Genomic DNA, 16,418 nt, shown 5'->3' with positions numbered 1-16,418 from the left:
CAATGACGGACCCAGTGACCCTGACCGGCGACGAGGGCACGATCGGCGAGTTCGACGAGAAGCGAGCCGAGGCGGCGGTCCGTGAGCTCCTGATCGCGGTCGGCGAGGACCCGGACCGCGAGGGCCTGCTGGAGACCCCGGCGCGCGTGGCGCGGGCGTACAAGGAGATATTCGCCGGCCTCTACCAGAAGCCCGAAGAGGTCCTGACGACGACGTTCGACCTCGGCCACGACGAGATGGTCCTGGTGAAGGACATCGAGGTCATGTCGTCCTGTGAACACCACCTGGTGCCGTTCCACGGTGTGGCCCACGTCGGGTACATACCGTCCCTTGACGGCAAGATCACCGGTCTGTCGAAGCTGGCCCGCCTGGTGGACGTGTACGCCCGCCGGCCCCAGGTGCAGGAGCGGCTGACCACCCAGATAGCGGACTCCCTGATGGAGATCCTGGACCCGCGCGGGTGCATCGTGGTCATCGAGTGCGAGCACATGTGCATGACCATGCGCGGAGTCCGCAAGCCCGGCGCGAAGACCATCACCTCGGCGGTCCGCGGCCAGCTCCGCGACCCCGCGACCCGCAACGAGGCCATGTCCCTGATCATGGCCCGCTAGTACGTACCTGCTGGTGGACCAGGAGGCGGCCCTGGCGGCTCCGCCGGGGCAGGACGGCCCGGTGGTGGCCTCCAAGCCGGTGCAGAGCGCGGCGGGCGCTCAGGCGCGTGCCGCGGACTCGGGGGACTCGTCGTCGTCCTCCGGGAGCTTCAGGACGTGTTCGAGGAAGAGGGCCGCGGCGATGACCGCCGCGCCCGCCAGGACCGAGAAGCCGGCGTACCAGGCCTGGTCGCGGCGGGCGGGCACGTCGAGGGCGTTGGTGAGCAGGAAGACGCCGACGCCGCCGTAGGCGCCCGCCACCAGGGCCGCGACCAGGGCGCTGGCCTGGCCGAAGACCACCGCGCGGGCCGCCATCAGCGGCTCCACTCCCTTGGCCTCCGGCCGCCGCTCGCGCTGGGCCTTGAGGCGGGAGCGCATCGACAGGGCCGTCGCGAGGAGGATCGCCGCGATGGCGCCCAGGACGATGGGGGCGGCCAGCGGAACGCCCGGCAGGGTGCCGTACGCGTTCCACAGCCGGGCGCCCGCCCAGGACAGGATCCCGGCGACGGCGAAGATGCCCGCCAGGACGGCCGGCCTCAGTTGCTTCACTTGCCAGATCCCCGCTTTCTGCGCCGTACGTCAGCAGTCCACAGGTTAACGACTACTCCGGCAGGCGGAGTTCCAGGTCGGGGCGCGGCGTGACGCCGGTGAGACCGATTCCGGCCAGCAGCGGGCCGATGCCTCCCTGGCCCGGGATCTGGGCCTCGGGGTCGATGTCGTGCCACGGGGCCAGCACGAAGGCGCGCTGGTGGGCGCGCGGGTGCGGAAGGGTGAGGACGGGGTCGTCGGAGACGACGTCCGCGTACGCGACGATGTCGACGTCGATCGTGCGCGGGCCCCAGCGCTCCTCGCGGACACGATCGAAGGCCTCTTCGATGGCCTGGCCGCGCTCCAGCAGCGAGGACGGGGGCAGGGTGGTCCGTACCTTGACCACCGCGTTGAAGTACGCGGGCTGCGAGCCGGGCGCGACGCCCCACGGCTCGGTCTCGTAGACGGGGGAGACGGCCTTGACCCGCAGGCCCGGGGTGTCGCCGAGGGCGTCGATGGCGCCCTGCAGGGTCTCCAGCCGGTTGCCCAGGTTCGCGCCGAGCGCGATCACGGCCCATTTCGGGTTGGACAGGGTGGTGTCCGCCGCGTCGACGGTCTGGACGACCGAGGCGGGGACCGGCTGGACGGTGGGGTCGCTCTGTGCGTTCAGTCCGTTGTTCATGCGCGGCTCCGGGTGATCGTGATGGTCACGTCGTCGAAGGGGACGGTGATGGGCGCGTCCGGCTTGTGGACGACGACCTCCACCTGCGCCACCGCTTCGTGCTTGAGGCACTGCTGGGCGATCCGCTCGGCAAGGGTCTCGATCAGGTCCACGGGCTCTCCCTGGACCACGTCGACGACCTCTTCGGCGACGACACCGTAGTGCACGGTCTTCGCCAGGTCGTCTCCGGCCGCCGCGGGTCGGGTATCGAGGTGCAGCACCAGGTCGACGATGAAGGTCTGGCCCTCCTCGCGCTCCCGGGGGAAGACGCCGTGGTGCCCGCGAGCCTTGAGGCCGCGCAGCGCGACACGATCCACGCGAATCACTCCTGCTTTCGTAGGTTCTTCCGGTCCCGGGACTCCCCGGGGCCATGGGCCTACGCCGAGTGCGGTCGGCGTCGTCCGACTTCGAATTTACCTGCGAAATACTCCGGACCCCGCCGGAGGGGTCAGGAGGCGTCGTCCTCTTCGTCCTCGTCGGACTCCGTGAGCACCGGGGAACCGTGGTGGGACCACAGGCGCCAGCCCTCGGATGTGCGTCGGAACACATTCGTGGCGACGACCAGCTGGCCCACGAGCGGGCCGAGCTCGCCGCCGTCCTCGGCGGGCCCGCCGCTGAGGATGTTCTCCGTGCACGTCACCAGGGCGGTGTCGCCGATGACGGCCACTTTGGTGTCGGTGAGGAAGAACTGGATGTAGTCGGTGTGGGACATGATCAGCGCGTACGAGCGCAGCACCTCGCCGCGGCCGGACAGGACCGGCCAGCCCGGGTGCACGCAGGAGATCTCGTCATCGAGCCAGAGTGCCGACAGCAGGTCGAAGTCCCCCCGCTCCATGGCCTCGTAGAAGGCCGTGTTGACCTCTTCGACCGCTTCGATGTCGGTTCTGCTCACAAGGCTCCTTCTCGGTCTGTGGTCACAGCGCTCCTTCCACGGCCCGGGCCACCCGAACCGCGTCCGCGGTGGCCCGTACCTCGTGGACCCGTACGGCCCAGGCGCCCTGGTGGGCCGCGATGGCCGAGACGGCGGCCGTGGCGGCGTCGCGCTCGCGGGCGGGCGGCGGGGCGGCGTCGGTGCCGCCGGCCAGGACCCGGCCGAGGAAACGCTTCCGCGAGGCGGCGACCAGCAGCGGGAAGCCGAGGGCGCGCAGCTCGGGAAGGTGGGCCACGAGGGCCAGGTCGTGCTCGGCGTTCTTCGCGAAGCCCAGTCCGGGGTCGACGAGGAGCCGCTCGGGGGCGATCCCGCCGGTCACGACCGCGTCGATGCGGGTCCGGAGCTCGGCGGTGACCTCGGCGAGGACGTCCCCGTAGACGGCGAGGCTGTTCATGCCGTCGCTGAAGCCGCGCCAGTGCATCACCACGAACGGCACCTCGGCGGCGGCGACCGCCGGGATCATGCCGGGGTCGGCGAGTCCGCCGCTGACGTCGTTGACCAGGAGCGCGCCGGCGGCGACGGCCCGGGCGGCGACGGAGGCGCGCATGGTGTCCACGGAGACGGTGACGCCCTCGGAGGCCAGGCCGCGCACGACGGGGACGACCCGGCGCAGCTCCTCCTCCTCGTCGACGCGGGTGGCGCCCGGCCGGGTGGACTCGCCGCCGACGTCGATGAGGTCGGCTCCCTGGGCGGCGAGGTCGAGGCCGCGCTTGACGGCCGCGGTCGTGTCGAACCAGCGGCCGCCGTCGGAGAAGGAGTCGGGGGTGACGTTGACGACGCCCATGACCGCGCAGCGGTCCCAGTCGGGCAGGCCTGTGACCTGGCCCCTGGGGGCCGGACCGCGGTTGCTGTTCATGGGTTCAGGGTAGAGCCCCTGCCCTGGCCGGGCGGTTGCGCGGGGTCCCCTGCGCGGAGCCGCGCCCGCTAGGGGGCTCCGCCCCCCCGGCCCCCGCGCCTCAAACGCCGGCGAGGCTGATCTTTTCAGCCCGTCGGCGTTTGAGGACGGGCCCGGGCAGAGCCCGGGGAACGGTGGAAGGGCGGGCAGGGGACGGCTCCGCGCAGCGGCCCCCCGCAGCCCGCCCCGTCCGGGCTCAGGCCGCCTGGACCTCGCGTTCGACCTTCGCGGGGACCGTGGCCGGGGTGTGCTGGTGCGCGCACGTGCGGAGCGGCTTGGGACGGCGGCGGCTGGCGAAGAGCCGGGGCAGCGCCAGCGTCACGAAGCCCTCGGCCTGCATCGCGGCGAAGCCGATGCGGGGCAGGTCGCGGGTCGTGCGGAAGACCACGAAGCGGGGCTCCCAGCGGGGGCGGAACTTGGCGTTGAACTTGTACAGCGACTCGATCTGGAACCAGCGGGACAGGAAGACCAGCAGGTTCCGCCACATCCGCAGCACCGGGCCGGCGCCGATCTTCTCGCCGCGGGCCAGGGCCGAGCGGAACATCGCGAAGTTCAGGGAGACCTTCTCGATGCCGAGCGAGGGGGCGGCCTCCAGGGAGGCCACGATCAGCAGCTCGTTCATGCCCGGGTCGGCGGAGCGGTCGCGGCGCATCAGCTCCAGCGACATGCCGTCCTTGCCCCAGGGGACGAAGTGCTGGATCGCCTTGAGGTCGCCGAAGGGGCTGGTGTCGCCCTCCTCGACGCGGTGGGCGGTCGCGATGAAGCAGTCGCCGTCGCCCGGGTCGCCGACCCGGCCCAGGGCCATGGAGAAGCCGCGCTCGGTGTCGGTGCCGCGCCAGGCCTCGGCGGCGCCGCGCACCTGTTCGAGCTCGGTTTCGGTGAGTTCGCTGACCCGGCGGACCTTGGTGGTGTAGCCGTTGCGCTCGATGCGCTTCACCATTTGGCGGACATTGCGCATGGCGCGGCCCGACAGGGAGAAGTCTTTGACATCGACAATCGCCTCGTCACCCAGCTCCAGCGCGTCCAGGCCGGTCTCGCGGGTCCAGACCTCGCCGCCGGTCTCGCTGCATCCCATGACGGCCGGGGTCCAGGAGTGGATCTTGGCTTCTTCCATGAACCGCTCGATGGCGCCGGGCCAGGCCTCGACGTCGCCGATGGGGTCGCCGGAAGCGAGCATCACGCCGGACACGACGCGGTAGGTGACGGCCGCCTTGCCGCTGGGGGAGAAGACGACGGCCTTGTCGCGGCGGAGCGCGAAGTGGCCCAGGGAGTCGCGGCCGCCGTGCTTGTCGAGGAGGCCGCGCAGCTTGGCCTCGTCGTCGGCGGTCAGCCGGGCGGCCGGGTGTTCGGGGCGGAAGGCCAGGTAGATGGTGGTGAGCGCGGTCAGCATGCCGAGGGCGCCGAGGGAGTAGCCGACGGTCCAGGACACCCGGCCGGCGTAGTCGACGGGGCCCTCGAAGCCGAAGAGCCCGTAGACCACGTGCGTGATCTGCTCGTACAGGCCGGGGTTGCCGACGACCTTGCCCGGGTGGACGTTGACGATGACCAGGCCGAGGCCGATGGAACCGGCGCTCATGAGGACGAAGTTCGCGAGCGCCTTCCAGCGGCTGCGCGGGTCCGGCAGGGCCTTGAATTCGCTCTGGTGGCGCAGCAGCAGGGCGAGGAGCACCGCCGCGATGATCACGCCGATGATCGAGTGCCGGTAGGTGAACTGCGCCGCGGCGCCCGCGGGCAGCAGGACCACGGCGGCCCGCCAGGCCCGCCGCTTGTGCCGCTTCAGCCCGTGGGCGAGCAGCAGGAGCAGCACGCCCGCGCTGATGGACAGGGCGGCGGCGAAGGGGCCCAGGGAACCGGGCAGCACCTCGGTCACGGCGTGGATCCGGCTGTGCCGGAACCGCGGGAAGACGCCCGCCGCGATGTCCAGAAGGCCGACGATCATGACGGCCGAACCTACGAGGCCGGGCACGGTCTCCGGTCGTGGCCCGCGGAGGATTCGGCGGACCCGCTTCGGAACCTGTCCGGACTTATCGCCATCTATCCTGCTAGACATCGCTTCCCGTTGCTCCGCGAGAGATCAAGTGGCCGAAGGCCGCGACAGCCTCCGGGTGTGGTGCGTCCATTAGGACGACAGTGACGGGGAGCGGGTTCACTCTTCCGTCGGAAATTTCCGGTCCTGCCATCAGAAAGTCGACTGACTGCTCATGGGTCTCACCAGTAATACGGTTCTGGCGCTGGCCGTCCTCGCCGGTGTGCTGCTCTTCGCCGCCACGGTCTGGTTCTGGCCGAGGCTCTCGGGCCGCACCTGGCGCGCGTTCGCCGGCCGGATCGGACTCCTGCTGGCGACCCAGCTGGCGCTGTTCTCGGCCGTGGGCCTCGCAGCCAACAAGTCGTTCCTCTTCTACGGATCCTGGGCCGACCTGTTGGGCCGGGAGACGTCCATGGGCAAGGTCGTCGACCACTCGATGAGCAGCAAGGACATCAAGGTCGTCGACAAGCAGAAGCTGGACGTGCCCGGCGGCGCCAAGCCCCAGGTCGGCGGACAGATCCTGAAGGTTGCCATCTCCGGGCAGAAGTCGAAGATATCGAGTCCCGGCTACGTGTGGCTCCCGCCGGAGTACTTCCAGCCGCAGCACAAGGACGAGAACTTTCCGGCGTCCATCGTCCTGACCGGGTACCCGGGCACCGCCGAGAACCTGATCAAAGGGCTCGACTACCCGATGAAGGCCTTCAGCCTGTCCAAGGCGGGCAAGATGAAGCCGATGATCCTGGTCATGCTGCGGCCGACCGTCGCGCCTCCGCGTGACACCGAGTGCGTGGACATACCCGGCGGACCGCAGACCGAGACCTTCTTCGGCGTGGACCTGCCTCAGGCCATCCAGGACACCTTCCGGGTGGGCAAGGAGCCCCAGAACATGGGCTTCATCGGCAATTCCACCGGCGGTTACTGCGCCCTGAAGATCGCCGCGCACTACCCGGAGACCTTCGGCGCCGCTGCGGGCCTGTCCGCGTACTACGACGCACCCGACGACCCGACGACCGGCGACCTGTTCCACGGGGACGACAAGCTGAAGCAGCGCGCCAACGTCCTGACGAGCATCCAGAACAAGAAGCCGACCGGTACGTCCTTCCTCGTCACCAGCAGCGAGATCGGCGAACCGAACCTCGCCGACACCAAGAAGTTCGTCAAGGCGGTCAAGGGCCCGGACCGGGTCTCCTCGATCATCCTCGACAGCGGCGGCCACAACTTCAACACGTGGCGCCGCGAGATCCCGCCGATGCTGGTGTGGATGAGCGGCCGCATCCAGGCCTGACGGCCGGACGGCACGCACAGCAGAGCAGCAGGAAGGGCCCGACCGCGGGATACGAGAGCGGTCGGGCCCTTCGCCGTTCTCATGTCCCTTGCAGCTGCGCCCGGCGCAGGGCCCGGTGGACGCCCGCCGGGGTCAGTACGCCGACCAGTTCGCCGGAGTCCGGGTCCGTGACCCCGATCCGGCCCGAGTCCTCCTGGAGCAGGGCCGAGAGCGCCTCGCGCAGCGTCGCCCCCAGTTCCACGGCCGCCGCCGGGGCCGGGGAACCACCGTCCACCGCCGTCAGGTCGGCCGTTCCCAGCGCGGTGACCGCGAGCCGCTTGAGCCCCCGGTCCGCCCCGACGAACGAGGCCACGTAGTCGGTGGCCGGCGCGGCGAGCACCGCCGCAGGGCCGGCGAACTGCTCGATGGTGCCCGCCCCGTACACCGCCATGCGGTCGCCGAGCCGGATCGCCTCCTCCAGGTCGTGGGTGACCAGCAGGATCGTCTTGCGCACCGTCTTCTGCAGCGTCAGGAACTCGTTCTGCAGCCGCTCGCGCACCACCGGGTCCACCGCGCCGAACGGCTCGTCCATCAGCAGCACCGGCGGATCGGCGGCGAGCGCGCGGGCCACGCCGACGCGCTGGCGCTGCCCGCCCGACAGCTGCTGCGGGTACCGGCCCCCGTACACGGCCGGGTCCAGGCCCACCAGTTCGAGCAGCTCCGCCGCCCGTGCGCGGGCCTTGGCCCTGGGGGTGCCGATCAGCTGGGGCACGGTCGCCGTGTTCTCCAGCACCGTTTTGTGGGGGAACAGCCCGACCTGCTGGATGACGTATCCGATCCGGCGGCGCAGTTCGACCGGATCGGCGGCGGAGATGTCCTCGCCGCCGAGCAGGATCCGGCCGGAGGTCGGCTCGATGAGGCGGTTGACCATCTTCATCGTGGTCGTCTTGCCGCAGCCGGACGGTCCCACGAGCGTGACCAGCTCACCCTCCGCCACGTCGAAGGACAGGTCGTCGACGGCCGTCGTCCCGTCGGGGTAGCGCTTGGTCACGTGCTCGAATCGGATCACACCGCCATCCTTCCCTACCCGCTCGCCCTGACCGGCGAAGGATTCATGAGGAGAGTGTTACGTCGCTGCGAAGGGTTCCGGCCGTTGTCGGTGCGGGGGGTTAGGGTCGGCCTGGTACGCGCGTCGATGACGGGGGGTGGGGGATGGCCGGGCAGAACTGCCTGGTGGCGAACGACTGGATCTGCTGGGAGTACGTTTCCTCGCGCTCCCAGGAGCTCACCGACGCCACCCTCGAACACGTCTGGATCACCGGCGTATCGGTCGTCATCGGCGTCGCCGTGTCGCTGCCGCTCGCCCTGCTGGCCCGCCGCGGCCGCGGCTGGGCGGCGCCCGTGCTCGCCTTCACCACCCTGCTCTACACGATCCCCTCGCTCGCCATGTTCTCCCTGCTGCTGCCCGTGTTCGGGCTCTCGGCGGCGCTGGTGGTGACCGGTCTCGTGCTGTACTCGCTGACCATCCTGGTCCGCAACGTGCTGGCCGGACTGGAAGCCGTCCCCGAAGAGGTGCGGGAGGCCGCGCGCGGCATGGGGTACGGCCCCGGGCGGCTGCTGTGGCAGGTCGAACTGCCCCTGGCGCTGCCCGCGCTGCTCGCCGGGGTACGGATCGCCACGGTCTCCACGGTGGCGCTGACCACGGTGGGCTCCATCGTCGGCAAGGGCGGTCTCGGCAATCTCATCGCCCCGGCCGTGAACAGCTCCTTCAAGGCCCAGGTGCTCACCGCCTCGGTGCTGTGCGTGCTCCTCGCGCTCGCAGCCGATCTGCTGCTGCTCGGTGTGCAGCGGCTGCTGACGCCGTGGACCCGAACCGCCCGCACCACCCGTACTCCGCGAGCCCCGCGCACCGCCCGGCTCGTGAAGGAGGCCTGAGGCGATGGGCGTCCTGGGAGGGGCCTGGGACTGGCTGGCGGACGGCGCCAACTGGTCGGGGGAGAGCGGCGTCTGGCACCGGCTGGGCGAGCACGTCTACGTCAGCGGGATCGCCCTGGCGATCGCCTGCGCGGTGGCCCTGCCCGTCGGCCTGTTCCTCGGCCACCTCGGCAAGGGCGGCGCCCTCGCGGTCAACATCTCCAACGCCGGCCGGGCCGTGCCCGTTTTCGCGGTGCTGGCCCTGTTCATGGTGTCCCCGCTGCGCAACGCGGGGCATCTGCCCACCATCGCCGCGCTCGTGCTGTTCGCCGTTCCGCCGCTGCTGACGAACGCGTACGTCGGCATGCGCGAGGTGGACCGCTCGGTCGTGGAGGCCGCCCGGGGCATGGGCATGTCCGGCGGCCAGCTCTTCTTCCGGGTGGAGCTGCCGCTCGCCCGGGGCCTGGTGATGACCGGCCTGCGCTCGGGCGCCGTCCAGGTGATCGCCACGGCCACGATCGCGGCGATGGTCGGCCAGGGCGGCCTCGGCCGGATCATCACCGCCGGATTCAACACGTACAACACCGCGCAGGTCGTCGCCGGCGCCCTGCTGGTGGCGGCGCTGGCCCTGCTGGTGGAAGGCGCCCTGGTGGCGGCCGACCGGCTGCTGCCGCGGCCGGCGGGCGCCGCGTCCCGCTGACCGATCCCTTTCCCCGCTTCGAACGGAGTGTCTCCATGAGCAAGTCCACCCGCGTCCTCGGCGCGTCCCTGGGCGGCCTCGCCCTGACGGTGTCGCTGGCCGCGTGCGGCGGCGACAGCCTGGAGAAGAGCAAGGACGGCGGCTCGGCCTCCTCCTCCGCGTCTTCCGCCGGGGGCGGCAAGGGCGCCCTGGTGATCGGTGCGGCCGGGTTCACCGAGTCCAACGTGCTGGCCGAGCTGTACGCGCAGGTCCTCAGGGACGCCGGCTACAGCACGTCGATCAAGACGGTCAACAACCGCGAGCTGTACGAACCGTCGCTGGAGAAGGGCGAGATCGACGTCGTCCCGGAGTACGCGGCCACCCTCGCGGAGTTCCTGAACGCCAAGGTGAACGGCCCCAAGGCGCCGGAGGAGAAGCCGGTCGCGTCGAGCGACGCCACGGCCACGGTGGCGGCCCTGGAGAAGCTCGCGGCCCCGCTCGGCCTCAAGGCGCTGCCCGCGGGCGCGGCGGTCGACCAGAACGCCTTCGCGGTGACCGGGGAATTCGCCCGGAAGAACAACCTGAAGTCGCTTTCCGATCTTGGAAAGTCGGGACTGAAGGTGAAGATCGCGGCGGGTGACGAATGCGCCGTCCGGCCCTTCTGCGCTCCCGGGTTGACGAAGACGTACGGAATCCAGGTTTCCGGTATTGATCCCAAGGGTGTCGGCACCCCGCAGGCCAAGCAGGCGGTGAAGGACGGTGCGGACCAGCTGGTGCTGACCACCACCACGGACGCCACGCTCGACAGCTACGGTCTGGTCCTGCTCGAGGACGACAAGAAGCTCCAGAACGCCGACAACGTGCTGCCCGTGGTCAACGCCAAGGACGCGGGCGCCCCCGAGATCGCCGCCGCGCTGGGCGCGTTGACGCAGGCGCTCACGACGGCCGACCTGGTGGACCTGAACCGCAAGGTGGACGCCGAGCGCACCAAGCCGGCGGACGTGGCGAAGGCCTACCTGGAGTCCAAGGGCCTTCTGAAGAAGTAGCGGTTACCGGGTTGACGGGGAATTGCGGGACAACTGCCCGGCAAGAGATTGCCGGGCGGGTACCCCACATGGCCCCCACGCCCTGTAAATTTCAGGCCATGCCCCGTGGACGCCACCGCAATCCCGAACCCCTGCACCGGCTGCTCACGCCGACGGCCGTCGCCGGTGTGTCCCTCGCCAGTGCCGGCGCGGCCTGGCTGCTCGCGGAACCAGTGGCGCTGAGGCTGCTCGTGGGCCTCACGGCCGCCGCCGGGGTCGCGGGCGCCGTGGTGATGCGCGCCTGGGACCGTTCGGCGGGCCGCCGCGTCGCGGAGCTGGCGCGCGAGCGGGTCAAGGACGAGTGGAAGACGGACGAGCGGATAGCCGAGCTCGAATCCGACCTCGAAGAGGCCCGGCTGCTGCGCGCCAAGCTGGACGCGAAGCTGCGCGCCAAGCGCGTCGAACTGGCCGGGCTGCGCGGCGAACACGCCTCGCTGCTGCGGCGGTACGCGACCGCCGAGACCGAGCGCGCCAGCGCCCTGGAGGGCCGCCGGCTGCTGGCCATCGAGGCCAACGCGGGCACGGCCGCGGCTCGCAAGGAGCTCACCACGGGCTCCGAGGAGCGCACCTCGGCGGGGGCGCCCACCGCGGTCGGCTACGCCCGGGCCCACGCGGCGATGGGCGCGCTGGCCCGCAGGACGAAGACCCGGGCGCTGCCGGCACCCGCGGCCGCGCCTTCCCCCGCGCCCGTCCCCGCGGCCTCGGTTCCGGCCCGCCGGCCGGCCGCGGCGGTGGCCCCGTACGCGGCCCAGCAGCGGACCGCCTCCCGCGCCGAGGGCGGCTTCGACTTCTTCGGCACCAAGAACGCGGCACAGGCCCGCGCGGCCATCGAGGCGGTCCAGAACGAGGACCTGGCGGACGTGGTCGGCGCGGAGGCCCTCGCGGTCCACGAGGCGGAGGCGGCGCGCACCCCGGCCGCCGGGGCCGACGCCGAGCCGGCCGCCGAAGCGGCGCCGGACGAGGCGCCCGCGGCGGGCCAGGTCATCGACCTGACGGCCCACGACGAGACCGAGCCGATCGACGTGGCCCGGCTGCGCACCGCGATCTCCTAGCGGGACAGCCGCCTGGCCAGGTCAGGTCAGGCCAGGTCAGGGAAACGCCAGGACGAGCACCACGGCCACGGCCTCCAGCAGGAGTTGGCCCCACAGCGCGAACCGGGCCGCCCGAACCGGCGCGGCCAGCGCCGCGACGAAGGCCACCGCCAGGGCGACGAGCAGGGTTGCGAAGACCGTGCCCGGGAACGGCGCGCAGTCGATGTCGTTCACGAAGCACCGGCCGCCCCTGTCGGTGGCCAGCACCAGGATCTTCGCGACGAACAGGACGGGCGGGAACAGCAGCGCGGCGACGACCGCGCGCGTCCGGATCCGGGCCGCGTCCTCGGACTGGGGCGCGGACGCGGTGGCGGGCTGTGGCTTCCAGGACATGCGGCCATCCTGTCCCGCGGCCGCCGTACGCAGATCCGCGCGGGTACTCGGCCCGCGCGGGCATCCGTACTCAGAACAGGGGCAACTGCCCCGGATGCGGTCCGAGGACGAAACCGTCCAGGGTCGGCGCCGAGGCGCCGAGCACCACGCGGGCCCGCGAGCCGGGGCAGGACACCAGGTCGCCGCGGCCCCGCCCGGCCGGCGGGTCGTGGCGGGCGATCCGGCCTGCGGTCACGGCGCAGTCGCGGCCGCAGGCGGGGCAGGCGCGGCGGGGGGAGTGGGACATGCCCCAAGTCTGCCCCGCCGCACCGACATCAGCCCTGCCGGGAGGCCAGCCATGCCTCGTGGGCCCGGCTCACCCGGTCCCACAGGGCCGTGCGGTCCGCCGGCGTCAGATCGTCCAGCTCCCGCCCGAAGACGGTGGAGACGGCCTCGTAGAACTCCTCAGGGGTGGCCAGTTCCCGGTCGCTCGGCCCCTTGACCGCGTCGACCCGGGTCAGGATCCGCCCGCGCATGATGTCGATGGACTCGGCGTCCCGGCGCAGCAGCGCCAGGGTGCGCACGAAGGAGGAGTCCTCGGCGGTGGACAGCTTCAGGTGCTCCGCCTCGAACGCGTCCATGCCGGCCGGGGCCGACCGGAAGTTCATGAGGGGGAAGGGGCTTCCCGGGTTGTGGTAGCTCCAGCCCTCCACCGGCCCGGCCAGCCGTTCCAGCCGGTAGGAGAAGCCGCCCTGCTCGTAGGAGCCCTCGCGCAGCGGCAGCGGTTCGTGGGGGCCGTCGCCGAGTCCCACGTCGACGAAGTAGGCCTCGCCGTCGACCCGCACGGTCAGCGCGAGGTGGTTGCCGTTGACGTCCTGCGCCCCGGTCTCCTCGAACACGCCGCCCACGTGCCGGGTGACGTCGTAGCCGAGGTGGGCCAGCAGCGCGGCGAAGGCCCCGTTGAGGTGGAAGCAGTAGCCGCCGTGTCCGGCGGCGAACCGGCGCGCCGACAGCTCGGGGTCGATGCCGGGCGGCCGGCCGAGCTGGATGTCGATGTTCTCGTAGGGGACGCGCTCCAGATGGGTCCGCTGGAGGGCGGCGAGCCCTTCGGCGGAGGGCGCGCCGGGGTCGGGCATGCCCAGTCGTCGCAAGTACGCGTCGAATATGCCAGAAGTCATGTGATCACCCTATGGGTCACATGCCTGGATCGCGCCAAATGGGCTGTGGTGTTGGCTACTTGTCGATGTCCCCGACCACGAAGAACAGCGAGCCCAGGATCGCCACCATGTCCGCCACCAGCGTCCCGGGCAGCAACACGGCCAGCGCCTGGATGTTGTTGTACGAGGCGCTGCGCAGCTTCAGCCGGTACGGGGTCTTCTCGCCCTTGGAGACGAGGTAGTAGCCGTTGATGCCGAGGGGGTTCTCGGTCCAGGCGTACGTGTGGCCCTCGGGGGCCTTCAGGACCTTGGGCAGACGCTGGTTGACCGGCCCCGGCGGGAGCTCCGCCATCCGGTCCAGGCAGGCCACGGCCAGGTCGAGGGCGTTGTGCGTCTGGTCCAGCAGGACCTCGAAGCGGGCCAGGCAGTCGCCCTCGGTGCGGGTGACCACCCGCAGGACGTCCTGGAGCTCGCCGTACGCGAGGTACGGCTCGTCGCGGCGCAGGTCGAAGTCGACGCCGGAGGCGCGGGCGATCGGGCCGGAGACCCCGTACGCGTGCACCGCCTCGGCGGACAGGACGCCGACCCCGCGCGTACGGCCGCGGAAGATCTCGTTCCCGTGGACCAGCTTGTCGTAGACGTCCATGCGGGTGCGGACGTCGGCGATGGCCTCCCGGGCCCGGCCGAGCCAGCCGGCCGGGAGGTCCTCCTTGAGGCCGCCGACACGGTTGAACATGTAGTGCATGCGGCCGCCGGAGATCTCCTCCATGACGGCCTGGAGCTCCTCGCGCTCGCGGAACGCGTGGAAGATCGGGGTGATCCCGCCCAGTTCGAGGGGGTACGAGCCGAGGAACATCAGGTGGTTCAGCACCCGGTTCAGCTCGGCCAGCAGCGTCCGCATCCACACGGCCCGCTCGGGGACCTCCATGCCGAGCATCCGCTCGACGGCCATGACCACGCCGAGCTCGTTCGAGAACGCCGACAGCCAGTCGTGGCGGTTGGCGAGCATCACGATCTGCCGGTAGTCGCGGGCCTCGAACAGCTTCTCGGCGCCGCGGTGCATATAGCCGACCACCGGCTCGGCACTGACGATCCGCTCGCCGTCCAGGACGAGTCGCAGGCGCAGCACGCCGTGCGTGGAAGGGTGCTGGGGGCCGATGTTGAGCACCATGTCGGTGCTCTCCGCCGCTCCGCCGATGCCGACCGTGGTCTCCGTCATGCGGGCATTGTCTCAGCCCTACGCTTGAGGAATGAATAAGGGGACAACGGGTGAGACGGCGGGGCCCGTGTGGGTGGGGCTGCCGGGCGGTCTGCTCAGGCTGCGCCGGACGATGCTGGTGGTCTGGACGCTGATTCCGGCAGCGGTGACCGGCGTCGTCACCGGCCTGGCCGTCGGCCCGGCCTGGGCCCTGCTGGGGGCGGTCTGGCTGCTCGTCCTGGCGTGGGGGTGGGTGATGCTCGGCCGGAACTGGCGGTCCTGGCGGTACGCCGAGCGCGCGGACGACCTGCTGATCAGCCGGGGTGTGCTGTGGCGGGAGCAGACCGTGGTCCCGTACGGGCGGATGCAGCTGGTCGAGGTGACCTCGGGCCCGCTGGAGCGGCGCTTCGGGCTGGCCTCCGTACAGCTGCACACGGCCGCCGCGGCCACGGACGCCAAGATCCCGGGCCTGGTGCCGGCCGAGGCGGAACGGCTGCGCGACCGGCTCACCGAGCTCGGCCAGGCAAGGTCGGCGGGCCTGTGACCGAGCCCGAGCCCGGGCCCGCCCCCGTCGCCGGCCCCGTGTCCGATCCCGCGTCCCGCCCCGCCTCCGATCCCGCGTCCGGCCCGGGGCAGCGGCTGCACCCCTTCACCCCGCTGCGCCGCGCGTGGGTGCCGATCGCCGCCACCCTCGGCATCGTCCTCCAGCAGGGCGACAAGGCGCAGGCGTGGATAGCGGACCAGCCGGCCGCGCTGCGGGTCCTGGCGCTGGCCGCCCTGGTCCTCGTCTTCGGCCTGTACGGCTTCCTGAGCTGGTGGGTCACGTACTACTCGGTGACCGACACCGAGCTGCGCATCCGCACCGGCCTGCTGTTCCGGCGCACCGCGCACATCCGGCTCGACCGGATCCAGGCCGTGGACGTCACCCGGCCGCTGCTGGCCCGTCTCGCGGGGGTCGCCAAGCTCCGCCTCGACGTCATCGGCACCGAGGACAAGGACGAGCTGGCCTTCCTCTCCGAGAAGCAGGCCGTGGCCCTGCGCGCCGAGCTGCTGGCCCGGGCGGCCGGGTTCGCCCCCGAGGAGGCGGTGCGCCTGGGCGAGGCCCCCGAACGGGAGCTGCTGCGCGTACGCCCCCGCGATCTGGCCGTATCGCTGCTGCTGAGCCTCGGTGTCTGGGCGGCGCTGGCCGGCGGGCTGACCGCGCCCATCACCGTGTGGTGGTTCAGCTCCAGCCCGTGGGCGGCCCTCGTCACCCTGCTCCCGCTGCTCGGCGCGGTCTGGGCGGGCAGCGCGGGCCGCTTCCTCGCCGAGTACGACTGGCGGGTCGCCGAATCCCCGGACGGGCTGCGCCTGGACCACGGACTGCTGGACCGGGCCCACGAGACCGTGCCGCCGGGCCGCGTGCAGAGCGTACGGATCGTGGAGCCGCTGCTGTGGCGGCGGCGCGACTGGGTCCGGGTGGAGCTGGCCGTGGCGGGTTCGAAGAACGAGGTCCTGGTCCCGGTGGCCTCCCGGGCCGCCGCGCACGCCGTGATCGCCCGGGTGCTGCCGGGAGTGGACCTGGCCGCCCTGTCCTTCACCGGCTCCCCGGCGGCCGGTTCGCGCTGGGTGGTCCCGGTGTGGTGGAAGGGCTACGCCCTGGCCGTCTCCCCGGACGTGTTCGCCGCCCGGCACGGCCGTCTGTGCCGCCGTACGGAGATCGTCCCGCACGCCAAGGTGCAGAGCGTCCGGCTCGGCCAGGGGCCCTGGCAGCGTGCCCGCGGTGTGGCCGACGTGCACGTGGACACCGGCGCCAACGGCACGGTGACGGCCCGGCTGCGGGCGGCGGCCGAGGCCGCCGAGCTGCTGCGCGCCCAGGCGGCGCGCTCGCGCACCTCCCGGGCGTCGGCCCGGCCGGACCGCTGGATGACGCAAGGCGGATGACCACCCCGCGGCGTGGGTGCCCGGTCCGGCGGATCCCCGGCCCT

Annotated in this window: 19 protein-coding genes; 8 read left to right on the top strand and 11 right to left on the bottom strand. The window is 71.9% G+C overall.

Annotated elements, in window-relative coordinates:
• Positions 1–2 precede the first annotated feature (2 nt).
• The gene (gene folE / locus ACZ6I1_RS31090; protein ID WP_469292235.1) at positions 3–611 is read left to right on the top strand and encodes a GTP cyclohydrolase I FolE; all 609 of its coding nucleotides are present in this window, start codon (positions 3–5) and stop codon (positions 609–611) included.
• 99 nt (positions 612–710) lie between these two features.
• On the opposite strand, the gene ACZ6I1_RS31085 is transcribed toward folE, so the two are convergent.
• From ACZ6I1_RS31085 to ACZ6I1_RS31060, 6 genes are all read right to left on the bottom strand, one after another.
• Complete coding sequence (locus ACZ6I1_RS31085) at positions 711–1,199, bottom strand: DUF3180 domain-containing protein (protein WP_469292234.1); 489 nt, start codon at positions 1,197–1,199, stop codon at positions 711–713.
• A 52-nt stretch (positions 1,200–1,251) separates the two neighbouring features.
• Positions 1,252–1,860 (bottom strand): 2-amino-4-hydroxy-6-hydroxymethyldihydropteridine diphosphokinase, encoded by a 609-nt coding sequence (gene folK, locus ACZ6I1_RS31080; protein ID WP_469292233.1) that lies wholly within the window; start codon positions 1,858–1,860, stop codon positions 1,252–1,254.
• Complete coding sequence (folB, locus tag ACZ6I1_RS31075; protein ID WP_030010912.1) at positions 1,857–2,216, bottom strand: dihydroneopterin aldolase; 360 nt, start codon at positions 2,214–2,216, stop codon at positions 1,857–1,859. Before folB ends, folK begins: the two co-directional genes overlap by 4 nt.
• 131 nt (positions 2,217–2,347) lie before the next feature.
• Positions 2,348–2,791: a nuclear transport factor 2 family protein gene (locus ACZ6I1_RS31070; protein WP_469292232.1), complete on the bottom strand. Its 444-nt coding sequence runs from the start codon at positions 2,789–2,791 to the stop codon at positions 2,348–2,350.
• Between the two features lie 22 nt (positions 2,792–2,813).
• Positions 2,814–3,686, bottom strand: a complete 873-nt coding sequence (gene folP, locus ACZ6I1_RS31065; RefSeq protein WP_469292231.1) for a dihydropteroate synthase — start codon at positions 3,684–3,686, stop codon at positions 2,814–2,816.
• A gap of 235 nt (positions 3,687–3,921) precedes the next feature.
• The gene (locus ACZ6I1_RS31060; RefSeq protein ID WP_469292230.1) at positions 3,922–5,775 is read right to left on the bottom strand and encodes a phosphatidylglycerol lysyltransferase domain-containing protein; all 1,854 of its coding nucleotides are present in this window, start codon (positions 5,773–5,775) and stop codon (positions 3,922–3,924) included.
• A 151-nt stretch (positions 5,776–5,926) separates the two neighbouring features.
• Between ACZ6I1_RS31060 and ACZ6I1_RS31055 the strand changes: the two genes are divergently transcribed.
• Positions 5,927–7,036 (top strand): alpha/beta hydrolase, encoded by a 1,110-nt coding sequence (locus ACZ6I1_RS31055; RefSeq protein ID WP_469292229.1) that lies wholly within the window; start codon positions 5,927–5,929, stop codon positions 7,034–7,036.
• Positions 7,037–7,115: 79 nt separating this feature from the next.
• Here the strand turns inward: ACZ6I1_RS31055 and ACZ6I1_RS31050 are convergent, their stop codons facing one another.
• Positions 7,116–8,084, bottom strand: coding sequence for an ABC transporter ATP-binding protein (locus ACZ6I1_RS31050; protein WP_469292228.1), 969 nt, complete (start codon positions 8,082–8,084; stop codon positions 7,116–7,118).
• A gap of 143 nt (positions 8,085–8,227) precedes the next feature.
• Here ACZ6I1_RS31050 and ACZ6I1_RS31045 point away from each other — a divergent pair, with 143 nt between their 5' ends.
• From ACZ6I1_RS31045 to ACZ6I1_RS31030, 4 genes are all read left to right on the top strand, one after another.
• Positions 8,228–8,950, top strand: coding sequence for an ABC transporter permease (locus ACZ6I1_RS31045; RefSeq protein ID WP_469292227.1), 723 nt, complete (start codon positions 8,228–8,230; stop codon positions 8,948–8,950).
• A 4-nt stretch (positions 8,951–8,954) separates the two neighbouring features.
• Complete coding sequence (locus ACZ6I1_RS31040) at positions 8,955–9,629, top strand: ABC transporter permease (RefSeq protein ID WP_469292226.1); 675 nt, start codon at positions 8,955–8,957, stop codon at positions 9,627–9,629.
• A gap of 35 nt (positions 9,630–9,664) precedes the next feature.
• Entirely contained in the window at positions 9,665–10,654 is a 990-nt protein-coding gene (locus tag ACZ6I1_RS31035) for an ABC transporter substrate-binding protein (protein WP_469292225.1), read from the top strand.
• 98 nt (positions 10,655–10,752) lie between these two features.
• Positions 10,753–11,745 (top strand): hypothetical protein, encoded by a 993-nt coding sequence (locus ACZ6I1_RS31030; RefSeq protein ID WP_469292224.1) that lies wholly within the window; start codon positions 10,753–10,755, stop codon positions 11,743–11,745.
• Positions 11,746–11,781: 36 nt separating this feature from the next.
• Here ACZ6I1_RS31030 and ACZ6I1_RS31025 read toward each other — a convergent pair whose 3' ends face one another.
• The 4 genes from ACZ6I1_RS31025 to ACZ6I1_RS31010 form a co-directional block, all read right to left on the bottom strand.
• Positions 11,782–12,117 (bottom strand): hypothetical protein, encoded by a 336-nt coding sequence (locus ACZ6I1_RS31025; RefSeq protein WP_469292223.1) that lies wholly within the window; start codon positions 12,115–12,117, stop codon positions 11,782–11,784.
• A 70-nt stretch (positions 12,118–12,187) separates the two neighbouring features.
• Positions 12,188–12,403, bottom strand: coding sequence for a hypothetical protein (locus ACZ6I1_RS31020; RefSeq protein WP_382637860.1), 216 nt, complete (start codon positions 12,401–12,403; stop codon positions 12,188–12,190).
• 28 nt (positions 12,404–12,431) lie between these two features.
• Positions 12,432–13,274, bottom strand: a complete 843-nt coding sequence (locus tag ACZ6I1_RS31015; protein ID WP_469292222.1) for an arylamine N-acetyltransferase family protein — start codon at positions 13,272–13,274, stop codon at positions 12,432–12,434.
• 55 nt (positions 13,275–13,329) lie between these two features.
• Entirely contained in the window at positions 13,330–14,472 is a 1,143-nt protein-coding gene (locus ACZ6I1_RS31010; RefSeq protein WP_469292221.1) for an NADH-quinone oxidoreductase subunit D, read from the bottom strand.
• Between the two features lie 31 nt (positions 14,473–14,503).
• Between ACZ6I1_RS31010 and ACZ6I1_RS31005 the strand changes: the two genes are divergently transcribed.
• Positions 14,504–14,995, top strand: a complete 492-nt coding sequence (locus ACZ6I1_RS31005) for a PH domain-containing protein (protein WP_469292220.1) — start codon at positions 14,504–14,506, stop codon at positions 14,993–14,995.
• Positions 14,992–16,374, top strand: a complete 1,383-nt coding sequence (locus tag ACZ6I1_RS31000; protein WP_469292219.1) for a PH domain-containing protein — start codon at positions 14,992–14,994, stop codon at positions 16,372–16,374. Before ACZ6I1_RS31005 ends, ACZ6I1_RS31000 begins: the two co-directional genes overlap by 4 nt.
• The last annotated feature ends 44 nt before the right edge of the window (positions 16,375–16,418 follow it).

The sequence above is a fragment of the Streptomyces sp. NPDC046303 genome (assembly GCF_055588085.1).
The sequence above is the reverse complement of the archived record's forward strand: the minus strand, read 5'-3'. Positions and strand labels throughout refer to the sequence as shown.